19 protein-coding genes are annotated in these 21,499 nt (G+C 69.1%); 8 read left to right on the top strand and 11 right to left on the bottom strand.

What is annotated here, in order from left to right; genetic code table 11:
• Positions 1–142 precede the first annotated feature (142 nt).
• Genes ACFYMC_RS12700 through ACFYMC_RS12675 form a run of 6 tightly spaced genes read right to left on the bottom strand, consistent with a single transcriptional unit; the run spans position 143 to position 7,362 of the window.
• Positions 143–1,558, bottom strand: a complete 1,416-nt coding sequence (locus ACFYMC_RS12700) for an NAD(P)/FAD-dependent oxidoreductase (RefSeq protein ID WP_388522984.1) — start codon at positions 1,556–1,558, stop codon at positions 143–145.
• 37 nt (positions 1,559–1,595) lie between these two features.
• Positions 1,596–2,411: an ABC transporter permease gene (locus ACFYMC_RS12695; protein ID WP_388522981.1), complete on the bottom strand. Its 816-nt coding sequence runs from the start codon at positions 2,409–2,411 to the stop codon at positions 1,596–1,598.
• Complete coding sequence (locus ACFYMC_RS12690) at positions 2,411–3,340, bottom strand: ABC transporter permease (RefSeq protein ID WP_388522979.1); 930 nt, start codon at positions 3,338–3,340, stop codon at positions 2,411–2,413. Before ACFYMC_RS12690 ends, ACFYMC_RS12695 begins: the two co-directional genes overlap by 1 nt.
• Complete coding sequence (locus ACFYMC_RS12685; protein ID WP_388522976.1) at positions 3,337–4,488, bottom strand: ABC transporter ATP-binding protein; 1,152 nt, start codon at positions 4,486–4,488, stop codon at positions 3,337–3,339. The genes ACFYMC_RS12690 and ACFYMC_RS12685 overlap by 4 nt, the downstream gene beginning before the upstream one ends.
• A gap of 54 nt (positions 4,489–4,542) precedes the next feature.
• Complete coding sequence (locus ACFYMC_RS12680) at positions 4,543–5,793, bottom strand: PotD/PotF family extracellular solute-binding protein (protein ID WP_388522973.1); 1,251 nt, start codon at positions 5,791–5,793, stop codon at positions 4,543–4,545.
• 54 nt (positions 5,794–5,847) lie between these two features.
• On the bottom strand, positions 5,848–7,362 hold the full coding sequence (locus tag ACFYMC_RS12675) for a gamma-aminobutyraldehyde dehydrogenase (protein ID WP_388522970.1): 1,515 nt from the start codon (positions 7,360–7,362) through the stop codon (positions 5,848–5,850).
• 174 nt (positions 7,363–7,536) lie between these two features.
• Between ACFYMC_RS12675 and ACFYMC_RS12670 the strand changes: the two genes are divergently transcribed.
• Positions 7,537–8,088, top strand: a complete 552-nt coding sequence (locus ACFYMC_RS12670) for an NADAR family protein (protein WP_388522967.1) — start codon at positions 7,537–7,539, stop codon at positions 8,086–8,088.
• A 45-nt stretch (positions 8,089–8,133) separates the two neighbouring features.
• On the opposite strand, the gene ACFYMC_RS12665 is transcribed toward ACFYMC_RS12670, so the two are convergent.
• Positions 8,134–8,721 carry a DUF4190 domain-containing protein gene (locus ACFYMC_RS12665; RefSeq protein ID WP_388522965.1) on the bottom strand — a complete coding sequence of 196 codons (588 nt, stop codon included), beginning with the start codon at positions 8,719–8,721 and terminating at the stop codon, positions 8,134–8,136.
• Between the two features lie 108 nt (positions 8,722–8,829).
• On the opposite strand from ACFYMC_RS12665, the gene ACFYMC_RS12660 reads away from it, so the two are divergent.
• Together ACFYMC_RS12660 and ACFYMC_RS12655 are read left to right on the top strand one after the other, a co-directional pair.
• Positions 8,830–9,873, top strand: coding sequence for an adenosine deaminase (locus ACFYMC_RS12660; protein WP_388522962.1), 1,044 nt, complete (start codon positions 8,830–8,832; stop codon positions 9,871–9,873).
• Between the two features lie 20 nt (positions 9,874–9,893).
• Positions 9,894–10,637 (top strand): glycerophosphodiester phosphodiesterase, encoded by a 744-nt coding sequence (locus tag ACFYMC_RS12655; RefSeq protein WP_388522959.1) that lies wholly within the window; start codon positions 9,894–9,896, stop codon positions 10,635–10,637.
• Positions 10,638–10,667: 30 nt separating this feature from the next.
• Here the strand turns inward: ACFYMC_RS12655 and ACFYMC_RS12650 are convergent, their stop codons facing one another.
• Together ACFYMC_RS12650 and ACFYMC_RS12645 are read right to left on the bottom strand one after the other, a co-directional pair.
• On the bottom strand, positions 10,668–11,867 hold the full coding sequence (locus ACFYMC_RS12650; RefSeq protein ID WP_388522956.1) for a spermidine/putrescine ABC transporter substrate-binding protein: 1,200 nt from the start codon (positions 11,865–11,867) through the stop codon (positions 10,668–10,670).
• A gap of 115 nt (positions 11,868–11,982) precedes the next feature.
• Positions 11,983–13,419 (bottom strand): gamma-aminobutyraldehyde dehydrogenase, encoded by a 1,437-nt coding sequence (locus tag ACFYMC_RS12645; protein WP_388522953.1) that lies wholly within the window; start codon positions 13,417–13,419, stop codon positions 11,983–11,985.
• A gap of 183 nt (positions 13,420–13,602) precedes the next feature.
• Here ACFYMC_RS12645 and ACFYMC_RS12640 point away from each other — a divergent pair, with 183 nt between their 5' ends.
• From ACFYMC_RS12640 to ACFYMC_RS12620, 5 genes are all read left to right on the top strand, one after another.
• The gene (locus ACFYMC_RS12640; protein ID WP_388522949.1) at positions 13,603–14,103 is read left to right on the top strand and encodes an Lrp/AsnC family transcriptional regulator; all 501 of its coding nucleotides are present in this window, start codon (positions 13,603–13,605) and stop codon (positions 14,101–14,103) included.
• Positions 14,088–15,467: an aspartate aminotransferase family protein gene (locus ACFYMC_RS12635; protein ID WP_388522946.1), complete on the top strand. Its 1,380-nt coding sequence runs from the start codon at positions 14,088–14,090 to the stop codon at positions 15,465–15,467. The genes ACFYMC_RS12640 and ACFYMC_RS12635 overlap by 16 nt, the downstream gene beginning before the upstream one ends.
• 319 nt (positions 15,468–15,786) lie before the next feature.
• Positions 15,787–16,521: an ABC transporter ATP-binding protein gene (locus ACFYMC_RS12630; protein ID WP_388522943.1), complete on the top strand. Its 735-nt coding sequence runs from the start codon at positions 15,787–15,789 to the stop codon at positions 16,519–16,521.
• Positions 16,503–17,585 (top strand): hypothetical protein, encoded by a 1,083-nt coding sequence (locus ACFYMC_RS12625; RefSeq protein ID WP_388522941.1) that lies wholly within the window; start codon positions 16,503–16,505, stop codon positions 17,583–17,585. Before ACFYMC_RS12630 ends, ACFYMC_RS12625 begins: the two co-directional genes overlap by 19 nt.
• A gap of 27 nt (positions 17,586–17,612) precedes the next feature.
• The gene (locus ACFYMC_RS12620; RefSeq protein ID WP_388522938.1) at positions 17,613–18,734 is read left to right on the top strand and encodes an LOG family protein; all 1,122 of its coding nucleotides are present in this window, start codon (positions 17,613–17,615) and stop codon (positions 18,732–18,734) included.
• A gap of 38 nt (positions 18,735–18,772) precedes the next feature.
• Here ACFYMC_RS12620 and ACFYMC_RS12615 read toward each other — a convergent pair whose 3' ends face one another.
• Both ACFYMC_RS12615 and ACFYMC_RS12610 read right to left on the bottom strand, forming a co-directional pair.
• Positions 18,773–19,804: an ABC transporter ATP-binding protein gene (locus ACFYMC_RS12615; RefSeq protein WP_388522936.1), complete on the bottom strand. Its 1,032-nt coding sequence runs from the start codon at positions 19,802–19,804 to the stop codon at positions 18,773–18,775.
• Positions 19,804–21,435: an ABC transporter permease gene (locus ACFYMC_RS12610; protein ID WP_388523089.1), complete on the bottom strand. Its 1,632-nt coding sequence runs from the start codon at positions 21,433–21,435 to the stop codon at positions 19,804–19,806. Before ACFYMC_RS12610 ends, ACFYMC_RS12615 begins: the two co-directional genes overlap by 1 nt.
• Between the last annotated feature and the right edge of the window lie 64 nt (positions 21,436–21,499).

The following is a 21,499-nucleotide window of genomic DNA, read 5'->3' as shown; positions in this document are numbered from 1 at the left end:
CACGGCGCGGTCTCATCGAAGAAGAGCGCGAAAGCTCTCGCGGATGACGCGGGTTCACCCGACGGACGGGGTGAGAGGGGTCACACCGACGCCACCGGGTGCGCCCCCGGAACCCAGGGGCGCACCCGTCACCTCGCCCGTCTCAGCTGTCGAAACCCAGGCCGAATCGGTCCAGGGTCCGCAGCCACAGGTTGCGCCGACCACCGCGGTCATCGGCCCGGGCCAGCGACCACTTGGTCAGGGAGATACCGGTCCAGGCCAGCGGCTCGGGAGGGAACGGCATCGGCTTGCTGCGCACCATCTCCAGTTCGGTGCGCTCGGTTCGCTCCCCGGCAAGCAGGTCCAGCATCACCTCCCCGCCGAAGCGGGTGGCGCCGACGCCGAGCCCCGTGAAGCCGGCGGCGTAGGCGACCTTGCCGGAGTGCGCGGTGCCGAAGAACGCGGAGAACCGCGAGCAGGTGTCGATCGCCCCGCCCCAGGCGTGAGTGAAGCGCAGCCCCGCCAGCTGCGGGAAGCAGGTGAAGAAGTGCTCGGCGAGCTTGAGGTAGGTCTCGGGGCGGTGGTCGTACTCGGCGGCGAGCCTGCCGCCGTAGGGGTAGATCGCGTCGTAGCCGCCCCACAGGATGCGCTGGTCCGCGGTGATCCGGAAGTAGTGGAACTGGTTGGCGCTGTCCCCCAGCCCCTGACGCCGTTTCCAGCCGATGGACGCCAGTTGTGCGTCCGTGAGCGGCTCGGTCATCAAGGCGTAGTCGTAGACCGGGACGGTGTACGCGCGCACCCGTTTGACCAGCGACGGGAAGATGTTGGTGCCGAGCGCCACCTGGCGGGCGAAGATCCGGCCGTAGGGCGTGCGGACCGCCATGCCCGCGCCGGAGGAACCCAGGTCGAGGCCCTCGGTGTGCTCATAGATCCGCACCCCGAGCCCGAGGCAGGCACGCTTGAGACCCCAGGCGAGCTTGGCGGGGTGGAGCATCGCGACGCCCTCACGGTCCCAGAGGCCGCCGAGGAAGGTCGGCGAGTCGACTTCGGCACGCACCTGGTCCTGGTCCAGCCACTGTGAGCCGGTGAACCCGAGCCGTTCGGCTTCTGCGTGGAGCTCCTTCAGCTCCGCCACCTGGTGCGGCTCGGTGGCCACGTCGATCTCGCCGGTGCGTTCGAAATCGCAGTCGATGTCGTAACGGGCCACCGCCTCCTCGATGGCGTCCAGGTTGCGGCTGCCGAGTTCCTCCAGCTTCGCCAGTTCCCCGGGCCAGCGGGACAGTCCGTTGGATAGCCCGTGGGTGAGGGAGGCGGCGCAGAATCCGCCGTTGCGGCCGGAGGCGGCCCAGCCCGCCTCCTGGCCCTCGATGAGTACGACGTCCCGGTCGGGGTCACGCTCCTTGGCCAGCAGCGCGGTCCACAGGCCGCTGTAGCCGCCACCCACGACCAGCAGGTCGCAGCTCTCGTCACCGGTGAGGGCGGGCTGCGGGGCGGGTTTGCCCGGGTCGTCCAGCCAGTACGACCGGGGAAGCGCTTCGGAAAGGGACTGTGCAGCGGTACGCATGGCGCCTGGGGCCATGGTTTCCAACTCCTTCAGGAATTGCAGACGTACTGGTTCAGCTGTGCTGGGACTTCTTCCGCCGGCTGGTGACGATCTGACCGGTCAGGACCACCAGCACCGCGATGACGAACATGGCCGTGCCGATGACGTTGATCTGCACCGGAGTACCGCGCTGGGCGGAGCCCCACACGAACATGGGGAAGGTGACGGTGTTGCCCGAGTTGAAGTTCGTGATGATGAAGTCGTCGAAGGACAGCGCGAAGGACAGCAGCGCACCGGCGGCGATGCCGGGAGCGGCGATCGGCAGGGTCACCCGTAGGAAGGTCTGGAGCGGGCCGGCGTACAGGTCGCGGGCCGCCTCCTCCAGCCTCGGGTCCATGGAGAGCACGCGCGCCTTCACCGCGGCCACCACGAAACTGAGGCAGAACATGATGTGGGCGATCAGGATGGTCCAAAAGCCCAGCTTGACGCCCATGTTCAGGAAGAGCGCGAGCAGCGAAGCCGCCATCACGATCTCCGGCATGGCCATGGGCAGGAAGATCAGGGAGTTGACCGCCCCGCGCGCCCTGAAGCGGTAACGCACCAAGGCGAAGGCGATCATCGCGCCGAGCACGGTCGCTCCGAGAGTGGCCCAGAAGGCGATCTGGAGGGACAGCGAGAGCGAGCCGCACAGGTCGGCGACGCCACACGGGTCCTTCCAGGCGTCCAGCGAGAACTCCTGCCAGGTGTAGTTGAAGCGCCCGGTGGGGTTGTTGAAGGAGAACACCGTCACGACGACGTTCGGCAGGATCAGGTACGCGAGCGTGATGAGGCCCGCGATGACGACCAGGTTGCGGCGTAGCCAGTGCACGCCGGTGGAGATCGCACTCATCAGACCAGGTCCTCCGTTCCTGCCCGGCGGATATATACGGTCACCATGATCAGCACGATGGCCATCAGGATGAAGGAAAGCGCGGCGGCCGTCGGGTAGTCGAGGATCCGCAGGTACTGCGATTGGATGACGCTGCCGATCATCCGGGTGTCCGTGGAGCCCAGCAGCTCGGCGTTCACGTAGTCACCGCTCGCGGGGATGAAGGTGAGCAGGGTCCCGGAGACCACACCGGGCATCGAGAGCGGGAAGGTGACCTTGCGGAAGGTGGTGATCGGCTTCGCGTACAGGTCACCGGCGGCCTCGTGGAGCCGGGTGTCTATCCGTTCCAGGGAGGTGTACAGCGGAAGGATCATGAACGGGAGGAAGTTGTACGTCAGACCGGTGACCACCGCGAGCGGCGTGGCCAACACCCGGTTGCCCTCGGTCATGCCGATCCAGCTGGTGACGTCGAGGACGTGGAGGGTGTTGAGCACCTCCACCACCGGCCCGCCGTCCGCAAGGATCGTCTTCCAGGCCAGGGTTCGGATCAGGAAGCTGGTGAAGAACGGCGCGATGACCAGGATCAGCAGCAGGTTCCGCCAGCGACCGGCCTTGAAGGCGATCAGGTAGGCCAGCGGGTAGCCGAGAAGCAGGCACAACAAGGTGGCGGTGCCCGCGTAGAGGAGCGAGCGCAGGAACTGCGGGTAGTACTCGGTCAGCGCGTCCCAGTAGGTCTGGAAGTGCCAGGTGACCTTGAAGCCCTCTTCGAGGGAACCGGTCTGCACCGAAGTGGAGGCCTGGTAGATCATCGGCAGCACGAAGAAGACCAGCAGCCACAGGATGCCGGGCAGCAACAGCCAGTAGGGCACCAAACGGCGCCGTACGGACGGACGGTGCACCACCGGTTGTTCGGCGGGGACCGTGGGCGCGGGAGTTTCGGTCAGGGTCATGCGTCCACCTCGACGCTCTCCACGCCGGCGTCGATGTCCTGGGCCGCGTCGAGTCCGAAGGTGTGCGCCGGGTTCCAGTGCAGGACGACTTCGGCGCCCGGCCTGAGCCGGACGTCCCGCTCGACGTTCTGTACGTACACCTCCAGTTCCTCGCAGACGGGGCTGTCCACGACGAACTGGGTGGAGACGCCGATGAAGGAGGATGCGGCGATCCGGCCGGTGACCCGGTTGCGGCCCGTGGGGATGGTGTCCGCGTCCTCGACGTGGACCAGGGAGATCTTCTCCGGACGCACACCGACCAGCAGGTCGCCGCCGGCCCGCGGCGTGGTGGAGCAGCGCTCTGCCGGCAGGCTGAGCTTGGTGCCGGCGGAGGTGACCTGCACCTCACCGCCGGCGGCCTGCTCAACGGTGGCCTGGATGAGGTTGGAGGTCCCCAGGAAGTTGGCGACGAACGTGGTGCGCGGGTTCTCGTACAGCTCGGCCGGCGCACCCAACTGCTCGACCCGGCCGCCGTTCATCACCGCGACCGTGTCGGCCATGGTCATGGCCTCCTCCTGGTCGTGGGTGACGTGCACGAAGGTGATGCCCACCTCGGTCTGGATCCGTTTGAGCTCCAGCTGCATCTGGCGGCGCAGCTTGAGGTCGAGCGCGCCGAGCGGTTCGTCGAGGAGGAGCACCTGAGGGTGGTTGATCAGCGCACGGGCCACGGCCACACGCTGCTGCTGGCCGCCGGAGAGCTGATGCGGTTTGCGTCGGGCGAACTGGCCGAGTTCGACGAGTTCGAGCATCTCGTCCACCTGCTTCTTCACCGACTTCACGCCGCGCCGACGCAGGCCGAAGGAGACGTTCTCGAAGATGTCGAGGTGGGGGAAGAGCGCGTAGCTCTGGAAGACGGTGTTGACGGGCCTCTTGTACGGCGGCAGGCCGGTGACCTCGCGGTCGCCCAGGTGGACGGTACCGGTGCTGGGGTCCTCCAGTCCGGCGATCATGCGCAGGGTCGTGGTCTTGCCGCAGCCGGAAGCGCCGAGCAACGCGAAGAAGGAGCCCTGCGGAATGGTCAGGTCCAGCGGGTGGACGGCGGTGAAGGAGCCGTAGTGCTTGCTGATCCCGGTGAGGCGGACATCGCCGCCCGCGGTCTTTTCAGTCATGGTCGCGGCCTTGGGTGGTGAGGGGGCGGGAGGGGGCGCGGGGTTCGGTGCCGGTCAGGCGCCGATGAGCTTGGCGAACTTCTCCTCGTACGCCGTCTCTTCCTCGCTGCTGAGCGAGCGGAAGGCATGCGACTTCGCCGCCATGGCCTTGTCCGGGAGGATCAGGGTGTTGTTGGCGAGCTCCGGATCGATCTTGGCGAGCTCGTCCTTGACCCCTTCGACGGGGCACACGTAGTTGATGTAGGCGGCCAGCTGGGCGGCGACCGGCGGCTCGTAGTAGTAGTCGATGAGCTGCTCGGCGTTGCTCTTGTGCCGGGCGCCCGCGGGGACCAGCAGGTTGTCGCTGGAGGTGATGTAGCCGGCCGGCGGGATCGCGAACCTGATGTTCGGGTTGTCGGCCTGGAGTTGGATGACGTCGCCGGCCCAGGCCAGGCAGGCGGCGAGGTCGCCCTTGTTCAGGTCGGCGGTGTAGTCGTTGCCGGTGAAGCGCCGGATCTGCTTTCGGTCCACGCCCTTCTGCAACCGCCCCAGCGCGGCGTCGAAGTCGGCGTCGGTGAACTCGCCGGGGTTCTTGCCCTGGTCGATAAGGGTCATGCCGACGGTGTCGCGCATCTCGGTGAGGAAGCCGACCCGGCCCTTGAGTGAGGGGTCGTCCAGCAGTTGGGTGACCGAGTCGACCTTCTTTCCGCGGGTGGCCTTGACGTTGTACGCGATGACCGTGGAGATGCCGGTCCACGGGTACGTGTAGGCCCGGCCGGGGTCCCAGTCGGGGGTCCGGAACTGTGCGGAGAGGTTGGCGAAGGCGTGCGGCAGGCGGGCGGCGTCCAGCTTCTGCGCCCAGCCGAGGCGGATCATGCGGGCGGCGAGCCAGTCGGTGACGACGATCAGGTCCCGGCCGGTGTCCTGGCCGGCGGCGAGTTGGGGACGGATCTTGCCGAAGAACTCGACGTTGTCGTTGATGTCCTCGGTGTACTTGACCTTGATGCCGGTGCGCTTGGAGAAGTCGGCCAGGGTGGGGCGGCTCTTCTCGTCTTCGCTGATGTCCATGTACTCGGTCCAGTTGGAGAAGTTGATCACCTTCTCCCGGGCCGAGTGGTCATCCGAGGCCGTGGCCGCGTCGCCCTCCCGCTTGGCTGGCGGGATTCCGCAGGAGGTGAGCGCGGCGAGACCGCCGAGGGTCAGCGCCCCGACTCCGGAAGCCCGCAACAGCGAGCGCCGGGTCATGGCGCCGCGACCGCTCTCCAGGCTGCGTCGCATCGCGGCGAGTTGGGGCGCCGAGAGGCGTTCGGGCTCGTACTGGTCCATGCGCTGTGCCCTTTCGGGAGTGTCGTGTCCGTGTCCGCTGGTCGGGCGGATCGCCTATCGGTCCCCGAAGATCGTGCGGTGCCAGTCCTTCGCGGCGACCGCGGTGTTGTCGTACATGACGTGCTTGATCTGCGTGTACTCCTCGAAGGAGTAGGCAGACATGTCCTTTCCGAAGCCGCTGGCCTTGTAGCCGCCGTGCGGCATCTCGCTGATGATCGGGATGTGGTCGTTGACCCAGACACAGCCGGCCTTCATCTCCCGGGTGGCGCGGGAGGCCCGGTAGACGTCCCGGCTCCAGGCGGACGCGGCCAGTCCGTAGGGGGTGTCGTTGGCCAGCTCCAGGCCCTCGTCGTCCCCGTCGAAGGGCAGGACCACCAGGACCGGCCCGAAGATCTCTGCCTGGACGACCTCGCTGTCCTGCGGGGCGTCCACGATGAGGGTGGGGCGGTAGTAGGCGCCACCGGCGAGCGGGCCGCCGGGGATCTCGCCGCCGGTGACGACGGTGGCGTAGCCGCGGGCCCGCTCCACGAAGCCCGCGACCCGGTCGCGCTGCGCGTGGGAGACCAGTGGTCCGAGGTCGGTGGCCGGTTCGAAGGGGTCTCCCAGACGGACGGTTTCCATCAGCTCGGCCACCCTGGCGACGAAGGCCTCGTACACGGGGCGCTGCACGTAGGCGCGGGTGGCGGCGGTGCAGTCCTGTCCGGTGTTGATGAGGGAGGCGGCGACCGCGCCGTGCGCGGCGGCCTCCAGGTCGGCGTCGTCGAAGACGAGGAAGGGGGCCTTGCCGCCGAGTTCGAGGTGGAGCCGCTTGACCGTGGCGGTGGCGATCTCCGCAACCCGCTTGCCCACCGCGGTGGAGCCGGTGAAGGAGGTCATGACCACGTCCGGGTGCCCGACGAGGTGCTCGCCCGCCACCCGGCCGGCACCGGTGACGATGTTGATCACGCCGTCCGGAATGCCCGCCTCCTGGGCCGCCTGCGCAAACATCAGCGAGGTCAGCGGGGTCAGCTCGGCAGGCTTGAGCACGATGGTGTTGCCGGCGGCGATGGCCGGCAGGACCTTCCACGCGGCCATTTGCAGCGGGTAGTTCCAGGGCGCGATGGAGCCGATCACGCCGATGGCCTCACGGCGCACGTACGAGGTGTGGTCGCCGGAGTACTCACCGGCCGCCTGACCCTGGAGGTGGCGTGCGGCACCCGCGAAGAAGGCCGTGTTGTCGATGGTGCCTGGTACGTCGAACTCGGTGCTGAGCTTGATCGGCTTGCCGCACTGAAGAGACTCGGCGTACGCGAAGTCCTCGGCCTGCTCGGCGAGCACCGCGGCGAAGCGGTGCAGTGCGTCGGAGCGCTCGCCCGGGGTGGCACCCGACCAGGCCGGGAAGGCCGCTTTGGCCGCGGCGACGGCCTCGTCCACATCCGCCGTGGAGGCGAGTTCGTAGGTCAGCACCTCGTCGCCGGTGGCCGGGTCGACCACGGTGTGTGACTCGCCCGAGTTCCCCGGCCGCAGACGCCCACCGATGTACTGCGCACCGTCTGCGAAGCGGTCCTTTACCTGGAAGCGGTTGCCCATCGCGCTCTCCGTAGCTCAAGCTCGAATTGAGTGCCGATCCTGACAGAGGAGATGCCCCCCGCCAAGTGATTCCGTTGTTGCCTTTTGATTACGCGACGGAATCGGTCGACCATGTGTCGCATCCGACCCTAAATCCCGTACGGAGTGTCAGTGGTTCTTGCCACACTCGCGTGCATGGAACGGTCCGCAGAACTGATCGAACGGCTCAGCCATGGGGCGAGCGTGAAGTACCTGCACTTCTGGGGCCACCGTCCCCGGCCGGACGGAAGGCTCGGGGCCAGCTGCCTCAGCCAGTGGTGGCCATCCCCGTTCACCGTCGGTGACGTCCGGTACGCCACCGCCGAGCACTGGATGATGGCCGCCAAGGCCCGCCTCTTCGAGGACGCACGGGCCGAGCGGATGGCGCTGGAAGCCGCGCACCCGGCACAGGCCCAGCGGGCCGGTCGCCTGGTGCGCGGCTTCGACGAGTCGATATGGCGGCGCGAGCGGTACGCGCTGGTCGTCCAGGGCAACGTCCACAAGTTCGGCTCCGACGCGAACCTGCGGGCCTTCCTGCTCTCCACCGGCTCCCGGGTGCTGGTGGAGGCAAGCCCCAGGGACCGCATCTGGGGCATCGGCCTGTCGAGCACGGACGAGAGGGCCCACGATCCGGCCCGCTGGCGCGGACTGAACCTGCTCGGCTTCGCCCTCATGGGCGCCCGCGAGCAGCTGCGGGCGGCGGCCTGAGGCCGTGGAGCGCGAGGATGGCGCCCCAGCCGTGCGGTGAAGCCCTCAGTCGGCGGTGCGGCCGGCGGTCCAGGAGACGTGGAAGAGGTCATCTGGGCGGGGCGCCGCAGGCGGTGGCCCGTCATCCGTACCACCGCCCCGCCCCGCGTAGCCGATGCCCACGACGACCAACACCAACATCACTGCGCCCAGGAGGAAGCCGAGCGCACCGAGGATGATCCCGGCCAGCGCCTGTCCCGGATTGCTGGCGGCTGCGCGTCTGACCCTGGCCCTGGCCAGGACTCCGCACACGACTGCGGCGATCCCCAGGGCCACGGCCCCGACACCGGTGCAGAAGCTGCACGTCGAGAGGATGCCGAGTACCAGGGCCGCGGTGCCGAGGCCGTTGCCCGGATGGTTGTGGTACCCCGCGGATTTCGCCGGTGGATGCCCACCGCCCGGGACGTAGGGGGGCGCGGCGAACGCGCCGAAGTCCCCCGACGGAGAGGGGGCACGGGTCAAAGGGTGGTGAGGGGCGCGGCCCGGGTCTCCGCCGAGCTGCGGCGCGCGACGCTCGGGCGGCTCCCACGGATCGCGGTCCCGCGCACCCGGGGAGGCCGGATCCGGACCTCCCGGACGCCCCTTCTCTGACATGTCCCCGCCCCCTGTTCGTACGGGTCATGCTACGGCCCGCGGCAACCCCCTTGGCGGGATGCCTACGATGAACGCCACTCGACTCGCCTGCGCCGTACCGGAGGACCCATGACCGACCAGCAGCCCCCGCACCCCCTGCAGCCCTTCATCGCAGGGCTGCCCAAGGCGGAACTGCACGTGCACCACGTCGGCTCGGCCTCGCCCAGGATCGTCGCCGAACTCGCCGCCCGCCACCCCGACTCGAAGGTCCCCACCGACCCCGAAGCACTCGCGGACTACTTCACCTTCACCGACTTCGCCCACTTCATCGAGGTCTACCTGTCGGTGGTGGACCTGGTCCGTACTCCGCAGGACGTCCGCCTGTTGACCTACGAGGTCGCCCGTGACATGGCCCGGCAGAACATCCGCTACGCCGAGCTGACCATCACCCCCTTCAGCTCCACCCGTCGAGGCATCGACGAGGTCGCCTTCATGGACGCCATCGAGGACGCCCGCAAGGCCGCCGAGGCCGAGCTCGGGGTGGTACTGCGGTGGTGCTTCGACATCCCGGGCGAGGCCGGGCTGGAGGCCGCGGCCGAAACCGCGCGGCTGGCGGTGGACCTGCGTCCCGAGGGCCTGGTGTCCTTCGGGCTCGGGGGCCCCGAGGTAGGAGTACCGCGTCCGCAGTTCAAGCCGTACTTCGACCGGGCCATCGCCGCCGGACTGCACAGCGTGCCGCACGCCGGCGAGACGACCGGGCCGCAGACCATCTGGGACGCGCTCAACGATCTCGGAGCCGAGCGCGTCGGCCACGGAACCAGCGCGACCAAGGACCCGCGGCTGCTGGCTCACCTGGCGGAGCACCGGATCGCCCTGGAGGTCTGCCCGACTTCCAACATCGCCACCCGCGCGGTCACCGACCTCAACGAGCACCCCGTCAAGGAGATGATGGCTGCCGGTGTGCTGGTCACCATCAACAGTGACGACCCGCCCATGTTCGGCAGTGACCTCAACAACGAGTACGCGGTGGCCGCGCGACTGCTGGAACTGGACGAGCTCGGGCTGGCGGCGCTGGCCAAGAACGCCGTGGAGGCATCCTTCCTCGATCCGGCCGGCAAGTCCCTGCTGGCGGCGGAGATCGACACGTACACGCGGGCGTGGCTGCGCGGCTGACCGGCCACCACAATGGCGGCATGCACACAGACCCCGCCGTACTCGACCCCGCCGCCGTCGGCTCCGAGCGCCGCCTTCAGGTCGTCGGCCACCGCGGTGACCCCTACCGGGCCCGGGAGAACACGCTGGCCTCGCTGCGCAACGCCTTCGCCCAGGGCGCGGACGCCGTGGAGATCGACGTCCGTTTGACCACCGACAAGGTGCCGGTGCTGCTCCACGACGACAACCTCAGCCGGCTCTGGGGAAAGGAGCGCTCGCTCTACGGGCTGTCGGCGCGGGACGTTCGCGACCTGACGGGCGGGCAGGTGCCGACGCTGCACGAGGCGTTGGAAGCCTGCCCCGGCCGCTTCATGATCGATCTTCCCGGCGCGACGGCCTCGACCGCCGCGGCCGTGGTGGACACGGTGCAGGCCTGCGGAGCCGATCAGCGTGTCTGCTACTGCGCGGGCGCGAACACCATGCTCGCGGTCCGCGCCGCCGATCCGACCGCCGAGATCGCCCTCACCTGGACGACCTCATGTCCGCCTCGACGGTCGCTCCTCAGCGCGCTTGCCCCGCGCTGGCTCAACTACCGCTTCGGCCTGATCAGTCGGGAACTGGTGCACCAGACGCACGCGGAAGGACTGCTGGTTTCGGCCTGGACCGCGGACACCCGACGCACCATGCGCGCACTGTTGGCCGCCGGCGTCGACTCGGTGACCACCAACCGGGTGACGGCTCTGGTCAAGGAGCGGGATGCGGTACGGGGCGGTCGAGGCGGATGAGCCCCCGCCCCGGGCCGGGAGCACCGGACGTCACAGGCCGACGATCGCGTTCCACTCCTTGGCGAGCGTGGCGCGTTCTGCGGCGGTGATGTCCCGGGCGGTGGCCAGCCGGCGGCGCATGTCGTCGTCGGGGAAGATCAGCGGATCCTCGGCCAGTGCGGCGGTCTCCTCGTCCCCGGAGGAGGCCAGGACGTCTCGGGCGGCCGGCACGGGGCAGACGTAGTTGACCCAGGAGGCGAGTTCCGCGGCGATCTCCGGATCGTAGTAGTGGTCGATGAGCCGTTCCGCGTTGGACTTGTGTCTGGCGAGGTTGGGGATCATCAGGCTCTCCGCCCACAGCTCCCCGCCCTCCTCTGGCACCACGAACTCGATGTCGGGGTTGTCCGCCTGGAGTTGGACCACGTCACCGGAGTAGGCCTGGCAGGCCAGCACGTCGCCGGTCGAGAGGTCCTTGATGTAGTCGTTGCCGGTGAAACGCCGGATGTGCTTCTTGGCCACCATGCGTCGCACCTGGTCGCAGACGCGGTGGAAGTCGTCCTCGGTCCAGCGGGTCACGTCCGTCCCGTTGCCCTGCATCAACAGGGCGAAGGCCTCGTCCAGCCCGGAGAGCAGAGTGACCTTGCCGGCGAGTTCGGGCCGCCACAGGTCCGCCGTGGACTTCAGTTCTCGGCCCAGCTTCTTGCGGTTGTAGGCGATGCCGGTGATCCCGCACTGCCAGGGCACGCTCTGGCGGCGGCCCTGGTCGAAGGCCGGCCGCAACAGCTGCGGGTCGAGGTAGCGGGCCACGTTCGGTTGACCCTGACGGTCCATGCTCTGCACCCAGCCGAGCCGGATGAAGCGGGCGGCCATCCAGTCGCTGACCACGATGAGATCCCGACCAGTCTCCTGGCGGTTCATCAGGGCGGGACTGACCTTGCCGAAGAACTCGTCGTTGTCGTTGATGTCCTCGGTGTAGCGGACCTTGACTCCGGTCCGCTCGGTGAAGGCTGCGAGAGTCGGACGCTTCGTCTCGTCTTCCTCGTCGGTATCGATGTAGAGGGGCCAGTTGGCGAAGTCCACCACGGGCTCACCGGCGGAACGGTCCCGGGCGCTGCGACTGCCCTGTTCCACGTAGGCGGCGGGGACACCGCAGCCGGTGAGGGTGGCGACCATGCTCACCGCGCCGAGTCCGCCGAGTCCGCGCAGCGCCGCACGCCGGGAGATCCCCCGGGGGTTACCGAGTTCAGGCATGGCCCCAAGACTGGGCGCAAGGGCCGGGGCGGACAATAGACAGAGTGTCTACCGCCCGCCCCGGGGACCGCTCAACTCAGCACCGGAACCGGCGCCATCGTCACCGCGGGTCGCGTCAGCCCAGCGAGGTCATGACGTGCTTGATCCGGGTGTAGTCCTCGAACCCGTAGGCGGAGAGGTCCTTGCCGTAGCCGGACTTCTTGTACCCGCCGTGCGGCATCTCGGCGACCAGCGGAATGTGGGTGTTGATCCACACGCAGCCGAAGTCGAGGTTCTTGGACATCCGCATCGCCCGGGCGTGGTCCTTGGTCCACACCGAGGAGGCCAGGGCGTACTCCACGCCGTTGGCGTACGCGAGGGCCTGGGCCTCGTCGGCGAAGGACTGCACGGTGATGACCGGACCGAAGACCTCGTGCTGGATGATCTCGTCGTCCTGCTTGAGGCCGGACACGACGGTCGGAGCGTAGAAGTAGCCCTTCTCGCCTACCTGGTGACCACCGGCCTCGACCTTGGCGTGGGCGGGGAGGCGCTCGATGAAGCCCGCGACCTGCTGGAGCTGGTTGGGGTTGTTCAGCGGGCCGTACAGCACGTCCTCGTCGTCCGGCTGGCCGGTCTTGGTGTCCGTTGCGGCCTTGGCTAGGGCTGCGACGAACTCGTCGTGCACCGACTCGTGGACGAGCACCCGGGTTGCCGCCGTGCAGTCCTGACCGGCGTTGAAGTAGCCCGCGACCGCGATGTCCTCGACGGCCTTGGCGATGTCGGCGTCCTCGAAGACCACGACCGGCGCCTTGCCGCCGAGCTCCAGGTGGACGCGCTTGACGTCCTTCGCGGCGCTCTCGGCGACCTGCATGCCGGCGCGTACCGAACCGGTGATGGAGGCCATCGCCGGAACTTCGTGTTCGACCATGGCCCGGCCGGTCTCACGGTCACCGCAGATGACGTTGAAGACGCCCTTGGGCAGGACCGAGTCGATGATCTCGGCCATCAGCACGGTGGAGGCGGGGGTGGTGTCGGACGGCTTGAGCACCACGGTGTTACCGGCCGCGATGGCCGGCGCGAACTTCCACACGGCCATCATCATGGGGTAGTTCCAGGGTGCGACCTGGGCACACACTCCGACCGGCTCGCGGCGGACGATCGAGGTCATGTTCTCCATGTACTCGCCGGCCGAGCGGCCTTCGAGCAGCCGGGCGGCACCGGCGAAGAAGCGGATCTGGTCGACCATGGGCGGCAGCTCTTCGCTGGCCGTCAGACCGAGGGGCTTACCGGTGTTCTCGGACTCCGCGGCGACGAGCTCGTCGGCGCGGGCCTCGAAGGCGTCGGCGATCTTCAGCAGGGCCTTCTGGCGGTCCGCGGGGGTGGTGTCCCGCCAGCCCGGGAACGCGGCAGCGGCGGCGGCCATGGCGGCGTCGACGTCCGCCTGGCCGGACAGCGGGGCGGTGGCGTACACCTCTCCGGTAGCGGGGTTGACCACCTCGGTGGTCCGCCCGTCGGCCGCGTCCTTGAACTCTCCGCCGATGTAGTTGCGCAGACGACGCAGTTCGGTGGTCACTACAGCCACTCTCCTGATCAGTGTCCAATGAGTGAGACGACGCCCCAGCCTAGTCGGTTTGGTGACGCTTTCGACAGAGCCACCCAGGCTCAACTACGAAATCAGTGAGATTCGAACCCCACAACAACGAAATTCATCGATTCTGTCTTGCGGAACTATCGAGTCCTCGTGCAGAGTGTGCTCGTGGTCAGTCGAAACGCAGATTCCAGGCACAGGCAGACATCACCCGCGACGTCCCCGTCGATCGATGCTGTGTCGCTGGCGATCATCGAGCAACTGCAAGAGGACGGACGTCGTCCGTACGCGGCGATCGGCAAGGCCGTCGGCCTGTCGGAAGCAGCCGTGCGTCAGCGCGTGCAGAAACTGCTCGACCAGGGCGTCATGCAGATCGTCGCCGTCACCGACCCGCTCACCGTGGGTCTACGGCGCCAGGCGATGGTCGGCATCAACGTCGAGGGCGACCTCGACGTCGTGGCGGACGCGCTGACCGCGATGGCCGAGTGCGAGTACGTGGTGATGACCGCGGGCTCCTTCGACCTCATGGTGGAGATCGTCTGCGAGGACGACGACCACTTGCTGGAAACGATCAACAAGCGGATCCGCACGCTCCCCGGCGTGCGCTCCACCGAAAGCTTCGTCTACCTGAAGCTGAAGAAGCAGACCTACATGTGGGGAACCCGATAACCGTGACCCAGGACCTGTCCAAGACCGCGTACGACCACCTGTGGATGCACTTCACCCGCATGTCCTCGTACGAGAACTCCCCCGTGCCCACCATCGTCCGCGGTGAGGGCACCTACATCTACGACGACAAGGGCAAGCGCTACCTGGACGGTCTCGCCGGCCTGTTCGTGGTCAACGCCGGACACGGCCGCAAGGAGCTGGCCGAGGTCGCCTACAGGCAGGCCCAGGAACTCGCGTTCTTCCCCGTCTGGTCGTACGCCCACCCCAAGGCCGTGGAACTGGCCGAGCGACTCGCCCAGTACGCGCCCGGGGACCTCAACAAGGTCTTCTTCACCACCGGCGGCGGCGAGGCCGTCGAGACCGCCTGGAAGCTGGCCAAGCAGTACTTCAAGCTCAAGGGCCAGCCGACCAAGTACAAGGTCATCTCCCGCGCGGTCGCCTACCACGGCACCCCGCAGGGCGCCCTCTCCATCACCGGCCTGCCGGCCCTCAAGGCCCCCTTCGAGCCGCTGGTACCGGGCGCCCACAAGGTCCCCAACACCAACATCTACCGGGCTCCGCTGTTCGGTGACGACCCGGAGGCCTTCGGCCGCTGGGCCGCCGACCAGATCGAGCAGCAGATCCTCTTCGAGGGCCCCGACACCGTCGCCGCGGTCTTCCTGGAGCCGGTCCAGAACGCCGGTGGCTGCTTCCCGCCGCCGCCCGGCTACTTCCAGCGGGTCCGCGAGATCTGCGACCAGTACGACGTGTTGCTCGTCTCCGACGAGGTTATCTGCGCCTTCGGTCGACTCGGCACCATGTTCGCCTGCGACAAGTTCGGCTACGTACCGGACATGATCACCTGCGCCAAGGGCATGACCTCGGGCTACTCCCCGATCGGCGCCTGCATCATCTCGGACCGACTCGCGGAGCCGTTCTACAAGGGCGAGAACACCTTCCTGCACGGCTACACCTTCGGTGGACACCCGGTCTCCTCCGCGGTGGCGCTCGCCAACCTCGACATCTTCGACAAGGAAGGCCTCAACCAGCACGTCCTGGACAACGAGGGCGCCTTCTTCTCAACCCTGCAGAAGCTGCACGACCTGCCGATCGTCGGCGACGTCCGCGGCAACGGCTTCTTCTACGGCATCGAGCTGGTCAAGGACAAGGTCACCAAGGAGTCCTTCACGGACGAGGAGACCGAGCGGGTGCTCTACGGCTTCCTGTCCAAGGCCCTCTTCGAGGCCGGCCTGTACTGCCGCGCCGACGACCGTGGCGACCCGGTCATCCAGCTGGCGCCGCCGCTGATCGCGGACCAGTCCACCTTCGACGAGATCGAGGCGATCCTCCGCTCGGTCCTGACGGAGGCCTGGACCAAGCTCTGACGGCCCGAAGCCCACTTCGGCCAGACGAGCCCGGCGCCACCCCTTCGATGTTGCGGATCGAAGGGGTGGCGCCGACGCTTCGGGACGCCGCGGCCCCCGGAGCACCATGACGGCACCCCTCACCGCCGTCATCCCACCGGCCCGGATTCGCCCGTTCGAGTGAGAACGAGCGGGTCCGGGCCGTGTGCCGTCCACCCACCAACCGGCTCGCTCCTTACGGTGCCCACCAGTGACCGATCGGACTTCCACCTCGTTCCCCCAGAAGGGGGAGCCAGGTAGCCAAGCCGATCCGAAGTCAATGTGAACCGAGGTGTACGCCATGGTGTCCCCGCCGGACAACGACGTGCTGTGGGCACGCTCCCTGCACTACTCGCACCGCACCACACCCGCGCTCACCGGCATGTCGATCAATGCCCGCGCGGGCGAGATCCTCGCCGTTGTCGGCCCCCGCGGCAGCGGCAAGACCACCCTGCTGCGCTGCCTGTCCGGCCAACTCCTCCCCGACCAGGGCGAGGTGTGGTTCAACAGCCTTCCCGTGCACTCCATGAACGCCCTCTCCAGGGAACGGCTGCGCCGAGACCGCTTCGGCTGGATCGGCTCCGAACCACACCTGGTCCCGGAACTGAACGTCTGGGAAAACGCGGCGCTGCCCTTGCTCCTGTCCGGCACCACCCACCGCAAGGCACGGCGCATCGCCGGCGCATGGCTGGACCGCCTCGACATCGGCGCCCTCGCCCGCCGGCGGCCCCAGTCCCTGACCCAGGCGGACCGCCAACGCGTGTCGCTGGCCCGCGCCCTGGCCCCGCTACCCGCGGTGATCTTCGCCGACGAACCGACCGCCCCCCTACACCGGGCCGACGGCGCCCAACTGCTGCGCACCCTCACCACAGCTGCCCGTTCACACTCCATCACGGTGATCCTCAGCAGCCACGAGGAAGAAGCGACCTCCCAAGCCGACCGCACCGTGCAGGTGGTGGACGGACATCGAGCCGGGCCCCCGAGCGGACAGCCCGGCGAACTGGAAGGTCAGGCCGCGTGCTCGCTCTCCGTCTGACCCGCGGCTCCCGCCCCCCGGTGCAGATGCGCCGACTCCTGGTGGCCACCGCCTCGACGAGCGTGGCCCTCCTGCTGCTGCACACCCTGGTACAGGCCTCCGTCGGCACGGTCGGATCTCCGCTCCGGCTGCTGTGGTGCCTCGTCCCGCTGGCCGCCTCCGTTCACCTCGCCGTGGCCGTGGCCCGTACCGACCCCGCGAACAAGCCCCGCAGTGGACTCTCGGCGGTGGGTCTGGGCCCCGTACGACTCACCCTGATCACCGCCCTGTCCACCGCCATGACCTGCGCGGTGGGCGCCGTCATCGCACTCGTGCTCTTCCTCCACCTGCGGAACGGCATCCTCGGACTGCCCTTCGCCGGCGCCGCCGCCGGCGAACTCCGCGCCGCGGACCCCCTGCCCGTCCCCGGCCTTCTCACCCTGCTCACCCTGCAACCCGTGGCCTCAGCGGCGGCTGCCGCCCTGGCACTGCGCCCGCGCGAGGGCCCGCCCTGGCGACACCGCGAGACCCTGCCCTGGGGCGTGGCGCTCCTCGGCACCGGTCTGGCGGCGGGCGCGTACGCGGGCGACGGCCCCACGGGGATCCTCGCTGGTTGGACCCTGACCGCAGTGGGCCTCGCCCTGGCGGGGCCCGGCCTCACCCACGTCTGCGGACAGCTCCTACAGTCCGCCCAGCCCGGTCCCCTGCGGCTCCTCGCGGGCCGGGCCCTCCAGGAGGAGGCGCTCCGCATCGGCCGCCCCCTCGGAGTGCTCAGCGCCGTACTCGCCGGGCTCCTCACGCCCCTGACCGTGTACGGGCCCTCCGCCACCCCCGAACCACTGGGCACGATGACCGGACCTGCGGTAGCCCTGGTGGTGGCCTGCTGCGCGGCGGCCCTGCTGATCGCCGCGGCCGAATCACGACAGCAACGGGCCCCTACGTCCACCGCCCTGCTGGACCTCGGCACTCCCCGCGCGCTCCTGCGCAGCGCGGTCACGGTCCGTGCGGCAGCGCTGCTGACCGTGTTCATCCCGCTCACCTGGGCGGTGTCCCTCCTCACAGCCCTGCCGCTGACCGGGGGCTAAGCGCCGGGGCGCCGCTATCGTGGCCCGATGTTCCACGCAGCCCACCGCCACGCCGACCACGAAATCGAGACGCTGGCCGAGTTCGACCAGGTCATTGCCGCCGGAACACTGAGCGGGCTCCGCATCCAGTCGGTGAACCTACGAGAGCGCACCTTCGCGTTGCTCGCCACCGACGCCTCCCACGCGGTCTTCCTGGGCTGCCCGATGGAGCCGGACGCCGCCGCGAAGGTGCGCGGGGACGGCGCCCTGGTCTTCCCTCCGGTGCCGGACCTGCCGTTCAACCCCTACCGGGGACTGCTCTACACGGCTACCGAACTCTTCGCGGGCCTCGGCGACGGCTACGAAGCCACCCTGGACCATCTCACCCACCGGTGGTTCCAGGAGACCAGGACCGACCGCGACGTCCTCGCCTCGCTGCTCCGCTCGATCCACGACGACGCGGTGTCCGACGCCCTGGACGAACTCCTGCTCGAATCTCAGGTGGTCGGAGTCATGGGCGGCCATGCGGCGCCCCGCGGCAGCACCGCTTACGAGGGCGCAGCCCGACTCGGGCGGGCCCTGGCCCGAGCAGGACTGATGGTCGCCACCGGTGGCGGACCCGGCGCGATGGAAGCCGCCAACCTCGGCGCCTATCTGGCACCCCACGGCGAGGAAGCGCTGTTGGAGTCCCTGGAGTTGCTCGCCAAACACCCTTCCTTCACCCCCTCGGTGACCGACTGGGCGCGCGCCGCCTTCGAGGTACGCGAACGCTGGCCCGCCGGCGGCGACTCGGTGGGCGTCCCCACCTGGTTCTACGGACACGAGCCGCCGAACGCGTTCGCCCGGCACGTCGCGAAGTACTTTTCGAACGCCACCCGCGAGGACGGACTGCTCTCACGGTGCAACGCCGGTGTGGTCTTCCTCCCCGGCGCAGCCGGCACGGTGCAGGAGATGTTCGACAACACCACCCCCAACTACTACGAGTCCCGCGGTGAACCCACGCCCATGGTGCTCGTCGGCCGTGAGCACTGGACCACCCGACTGCCGGCCTGGCCGCTACTGAAGTCCATCGCGCGCGGACGCGCCCTGGAATCCAGGATCGCCCTGGTGGACTCCGTGGACGAAGTCCCCGGGACCCTGGCCACCCTGACGGGACGCCGGGCAGGCTGAGGAACCGCCCTGTCCCGCACCACCGCCGGCGGAACCGCTCAGCGGGAGGGCAGCAGGACGACCTCGGCCGGGTCGAAGACGATGCCGACCTCCGCACCGGACGCCGGCGCCTGCGTCAACGGCGCCTCGGCCTCCACTACCGGCGCGTGCGTCCCCGGACGCAGCCGCAGGGCGACATGCTGACCGCGGAAGGTCCTCGATTCGACGGTGCACCTGAGGCCATCGGCAGGCGCCACCAGGCGGATACCGTTGGGGCGGACCAAGAGTTGGCACTCCCCCTCTGCGGCGCCCGCCGGCACCCCGATCCTTCCCCAGGCGGTCTGGGCCGCCGATCCGGTGACCGTCGCCGGGACCACGTTGTCGAAGCCGAGGAACCGCGCCACGAAGGCCGAAGCGGGCCGCCGCCACACCTCGGTCGGCGTACCGACCTGAGCGATGCGGCCCTGCTGCATGACGACCACCCGGTCAGCCAGCGCGAAGGCCTCGCCCTGGTCGTGGGTGACGGCCAAGACCGTGGTGCCCAGCCGCGCGAAGAGCGAGCGCAACTCGACCACCAGCCGCTCCCGAAGCCCCCGGTCAAGTTGGCCCAGGGGCTCGTCCAACATCAACAGCCGGGGCGAGGGAGCGAGTGCCCTGGCCAGCGCCACCCGCTGCTGTTCGCCGCCGGACAGCGATGCGACAGCTCTCCGCTGAGCACCAGGCAGGCCCACCAGTTCCAGGAGTTCGGCCACCCGCCGGGTCCGTTCCCCCCGCTCGGCCCCGCGCATCCGCAGGCCGAACGCGACGTTGGCGCCCACATCCCGCTGTGGGAACAACTGGTGGTCCTGGAACATCAGCCCTACACCGCGCCGGTGGACCGGCACGGCCGCCTGGTCCACACCGCCCAGGCGGACCCGCCCGGCACACACCGGCTGAAGGCCGGCGACCACCCGCAGCAAGGTGGACTTCCCGCTGCCGCTGGGACCGAGGACGCAGACGACCTCGTGTTCGGCGACGGCGAGGTCCACGGCGTCGACGACCGCCCGTGCCCCGAAACGCACCGTGACCTCGTCCAGTTCGAGTAGCGCCATCAGAACTCTCCGGAGGTTCGGTCGGTGCGCAGCCGCTCCAGTACGAGCAGCGCCACTGCGCAGACCAACATGAGGATGGTGCTCAGGGCCATCGCCTGCCCGTAGTTGAGTTCACCGGCCCGCCCCAGGAGCCGCGCCACGGCCACCGGCAGGGTGGGGCGATCGGGTCGGGCGATGAACACGGTCGCCCCGAACTCGCCTAGCGAGACCGCGAAGGCGAAACCGGCGGCGATCAACAGAGCCCGCCACACCAGTGGCAGGTCCACCTCCCGCCAGGCCCGCAACGGGGAGGCGCCCAGCACGGCAGCCGCCTCGCGCAGCCGCCCGTCCACCGCACGCAGCACCGGCAGCATGGTCCGCACCACGAAAGGAACTCCGACCAGTGCCTGCGCAAGTGGGACGAGGATCCATGACGTTCGAAGGTCGAGGGGAGGCTCGTCCAAGGTGATCAGGAAACCGAAGCCCACCGTCACGGCGGACACCCCGAGCGGCAGCATCAACAGGGCGTCGAAACCACGCACCAGGCGTCCTGGCCTGCGTGTCAACGCCGCCGCGGCCAACCCCCCGATCAGCAGGGCGATGCCGGTGGCCGCCAGCGCGTACAGCAGGGAGTTGCCCACCGCCCGCAGCGGCGCCACCAGGAAGGTGCCCCCACCGGCGTCCGGGTCGGACAGCGCCCGGTAGAAGCCGAGACCGTAGCCGCCGGGTGCGTCGAGGGAGCGTTCCACCAGCACTCCCAGCGGCAACACGATCAGCAGGGCGATGCTCGACAGGACCGCGCCGAGAAGGCCCCACTGCGCGGGTCCCACCGGGCGCCTGGAGGTCTGCTCGGGGGCGACGAGCGTGAGCGCACTCTCCCGCCTGCGCACCGTCCAGGCATGGACGGCGAGGATGAGACCCACCGCGGCGAACTGCACCAGGGTCAGGACTGCGGCGGTGGGCAGGTCCAGCAGGTGCGCTGTCTGCCGGTACACCTCGACCTCCAGCGTGGCGAAGGCGGGCCCACCGAGGATCTGGACGACACCGAAGGAAGTGAAGGTGAAGAGGAAGACCATCAGCGCCGCCGCAGCCACGGCCGGGCCGAGGGCCGGCAGCGTCACCCGGCGCCAGGCTTCGAAGCGAGTGGCGCCCAGTACCCGGGCGGCCTCCTCCTGGCGAGGGTCGAGCTGGGACCACAACCCACCCACGGTGCGCACCACGACGGCGTAGTTGAAGAACACGTGGGCGAGCAGGATCGCCCACACCGTGGTGTCCAGCCGCACACCCCAGAGCTCGTCGAACAGACCGCCGCGCCCCACCAGGGCGAGGAAGGCGGTGCCGACCACGACCGTGGGCAACACGAACGGCACCGTGACCACGGCCCGGAGCACCTGCTTGCCGGGGAAGTCGAAGCGCGCGAACACATGCGCGCCAGGCAACGCGATCAGCAGCGTCAGAACCGTGGAGGCAAGCGCCTGCCAGGTGGTGAACCAGAGCACGTCCACGATGTCCCGGTCACCCAACACCTCACCGACCCGGCCGAGGTGCCAGCCGGTTTCGGTCTTCAGACCCCGGCCGACGATGGAGGTCACCGGCCAGGCGAAGAAGAGCGCGAAGAAGGCGACGGGCAGGGCCATCAGCCCGAGCCGCACCCAGGTGCCACCGGCACCGGGACCGACCGGCACTTCGGGTGCGCCGGCGGACGCCGGGGCCGGT

Origin of the sequence: Streptomyces sp. NPDC006879, from assembly GCF_042869595.1 — a bacterium.
Taxonomy (GTDB): domain Bacteria; phylum Actinomycetota; class Actinomycetes; order Streptomycetales; family Streptomycetaceae; genus Streptomyces.
Note: the sequence above shows the minus strand (reverse complement) of the source record. Positions and strands in the feature narration are given on the sequence as shown.

Excerpts from the sequence above, each read along its gene's own strand:
- ACFYMC_RS12700 (WP_388522984.1), bottom strand. The coding sequence starts at position 1,558 with ATGGCCCCAGGCGCCATGCGTACCGCTGCACAGTCCCTTTCCGAAGCG.
- ACFYMC_RS12695 (WP_388522981.1), bottom strand. The coding sequence starts at position 2,411 with ATGAGTGCGATCTCCACCGGCGTGCACTGGCTACGCCGCAACCTGGTC.
- ACFYMC_RS12690 (WP_388522979.1), bottom strand. The coding sequence starts at position 3,340 with ATGACCCTGACCGAAACTCCCGCGCCCACGGTCCCCGCCGAACAACCG.
- ACFYMC_RS12685 (WP_388522976.1), bottom strand. The coding sequence starts at position 4,488 with ATGACTGAAAAGACCGCGGGCGGCGATGTCCGCCTCACCGGGATCAGC.
- ACFYMC_RS12680 (WP_388522973.1), bottom strand. The coding sequence starts at position 5,793 with ATGGACCAGTACGAGCCCGAACGCCTCTCGGCGCCCCAACTCGCCGCG.
- ACFYMC_RS12675 (WP_388522970.1), bottom strand. The coding sequence starts at position 7,362 with ATGGGCAACCGCTTCCAGGTAAAGGACCGCTTCGCAGACGGTGCGCAG.
- ACFYMC_RS12670 (WP_388522967.1), top strand. The coding sequence starts at position 7,537 with ATGGAACGGTCCGCAGAACTGATCGAACGGCTCAGCCATGGGGCGAGC.
- ACFYMC_RS12665 (WP_388522965.1), bottom strand. The coding sequence starts at position 8,721 with ATGTCAGAGAAGGGGCGTCCGGGAGGTCCGGATCCGGCCTCCCCGGGT.
- ACFYMC_RS12660 (WP_388522962.1), top strand. The coding sequence starts at position 8,830 with ATGACCGACCAGCAGCCCCCGCACCCCCTGCAGCCCTTCATCGCAGGG.
- ACFYMC_RS12655 (WP_388522959.1), top strand. The coding sequence starts at position 9,894 with ATGCACACAGACCCCGCCGTACTCGACCCCGCCGCCGTCGGCTCCGAG.
- ACFYMC_RS12650 (WP_388522956.1), bottom strand. The coding sequence starts at position 11,867 with ATGCCTGAACTCGGTAACCCCCGGGGGATCTCCCGGCGTGCGGCGCTG.
- ACFYMC_RS12630 (WP_388522943.1), top strand. The coding sequence starts at position 15,787 with ATGGTGTCCCCGCCGGACAACGACGTGCTGTGGGCACGCTCCCTGCAC.
- ACFYMC_RS12620 (WP_388522938.1), top strand. The coding sequence starts at position 17,613 with ATGTTCCACGCAGCCCACCGCCACGCCGACCACGAAATCGAGACGCTG.
- ACFYMC_RS12615 (WP_388522936.1), bottom strand. The coding sequence starts at position 19,804 with ATGGCGCTACTCGAACTGGACGAGGTCACGGTGCGTTTCGGGGCACGG.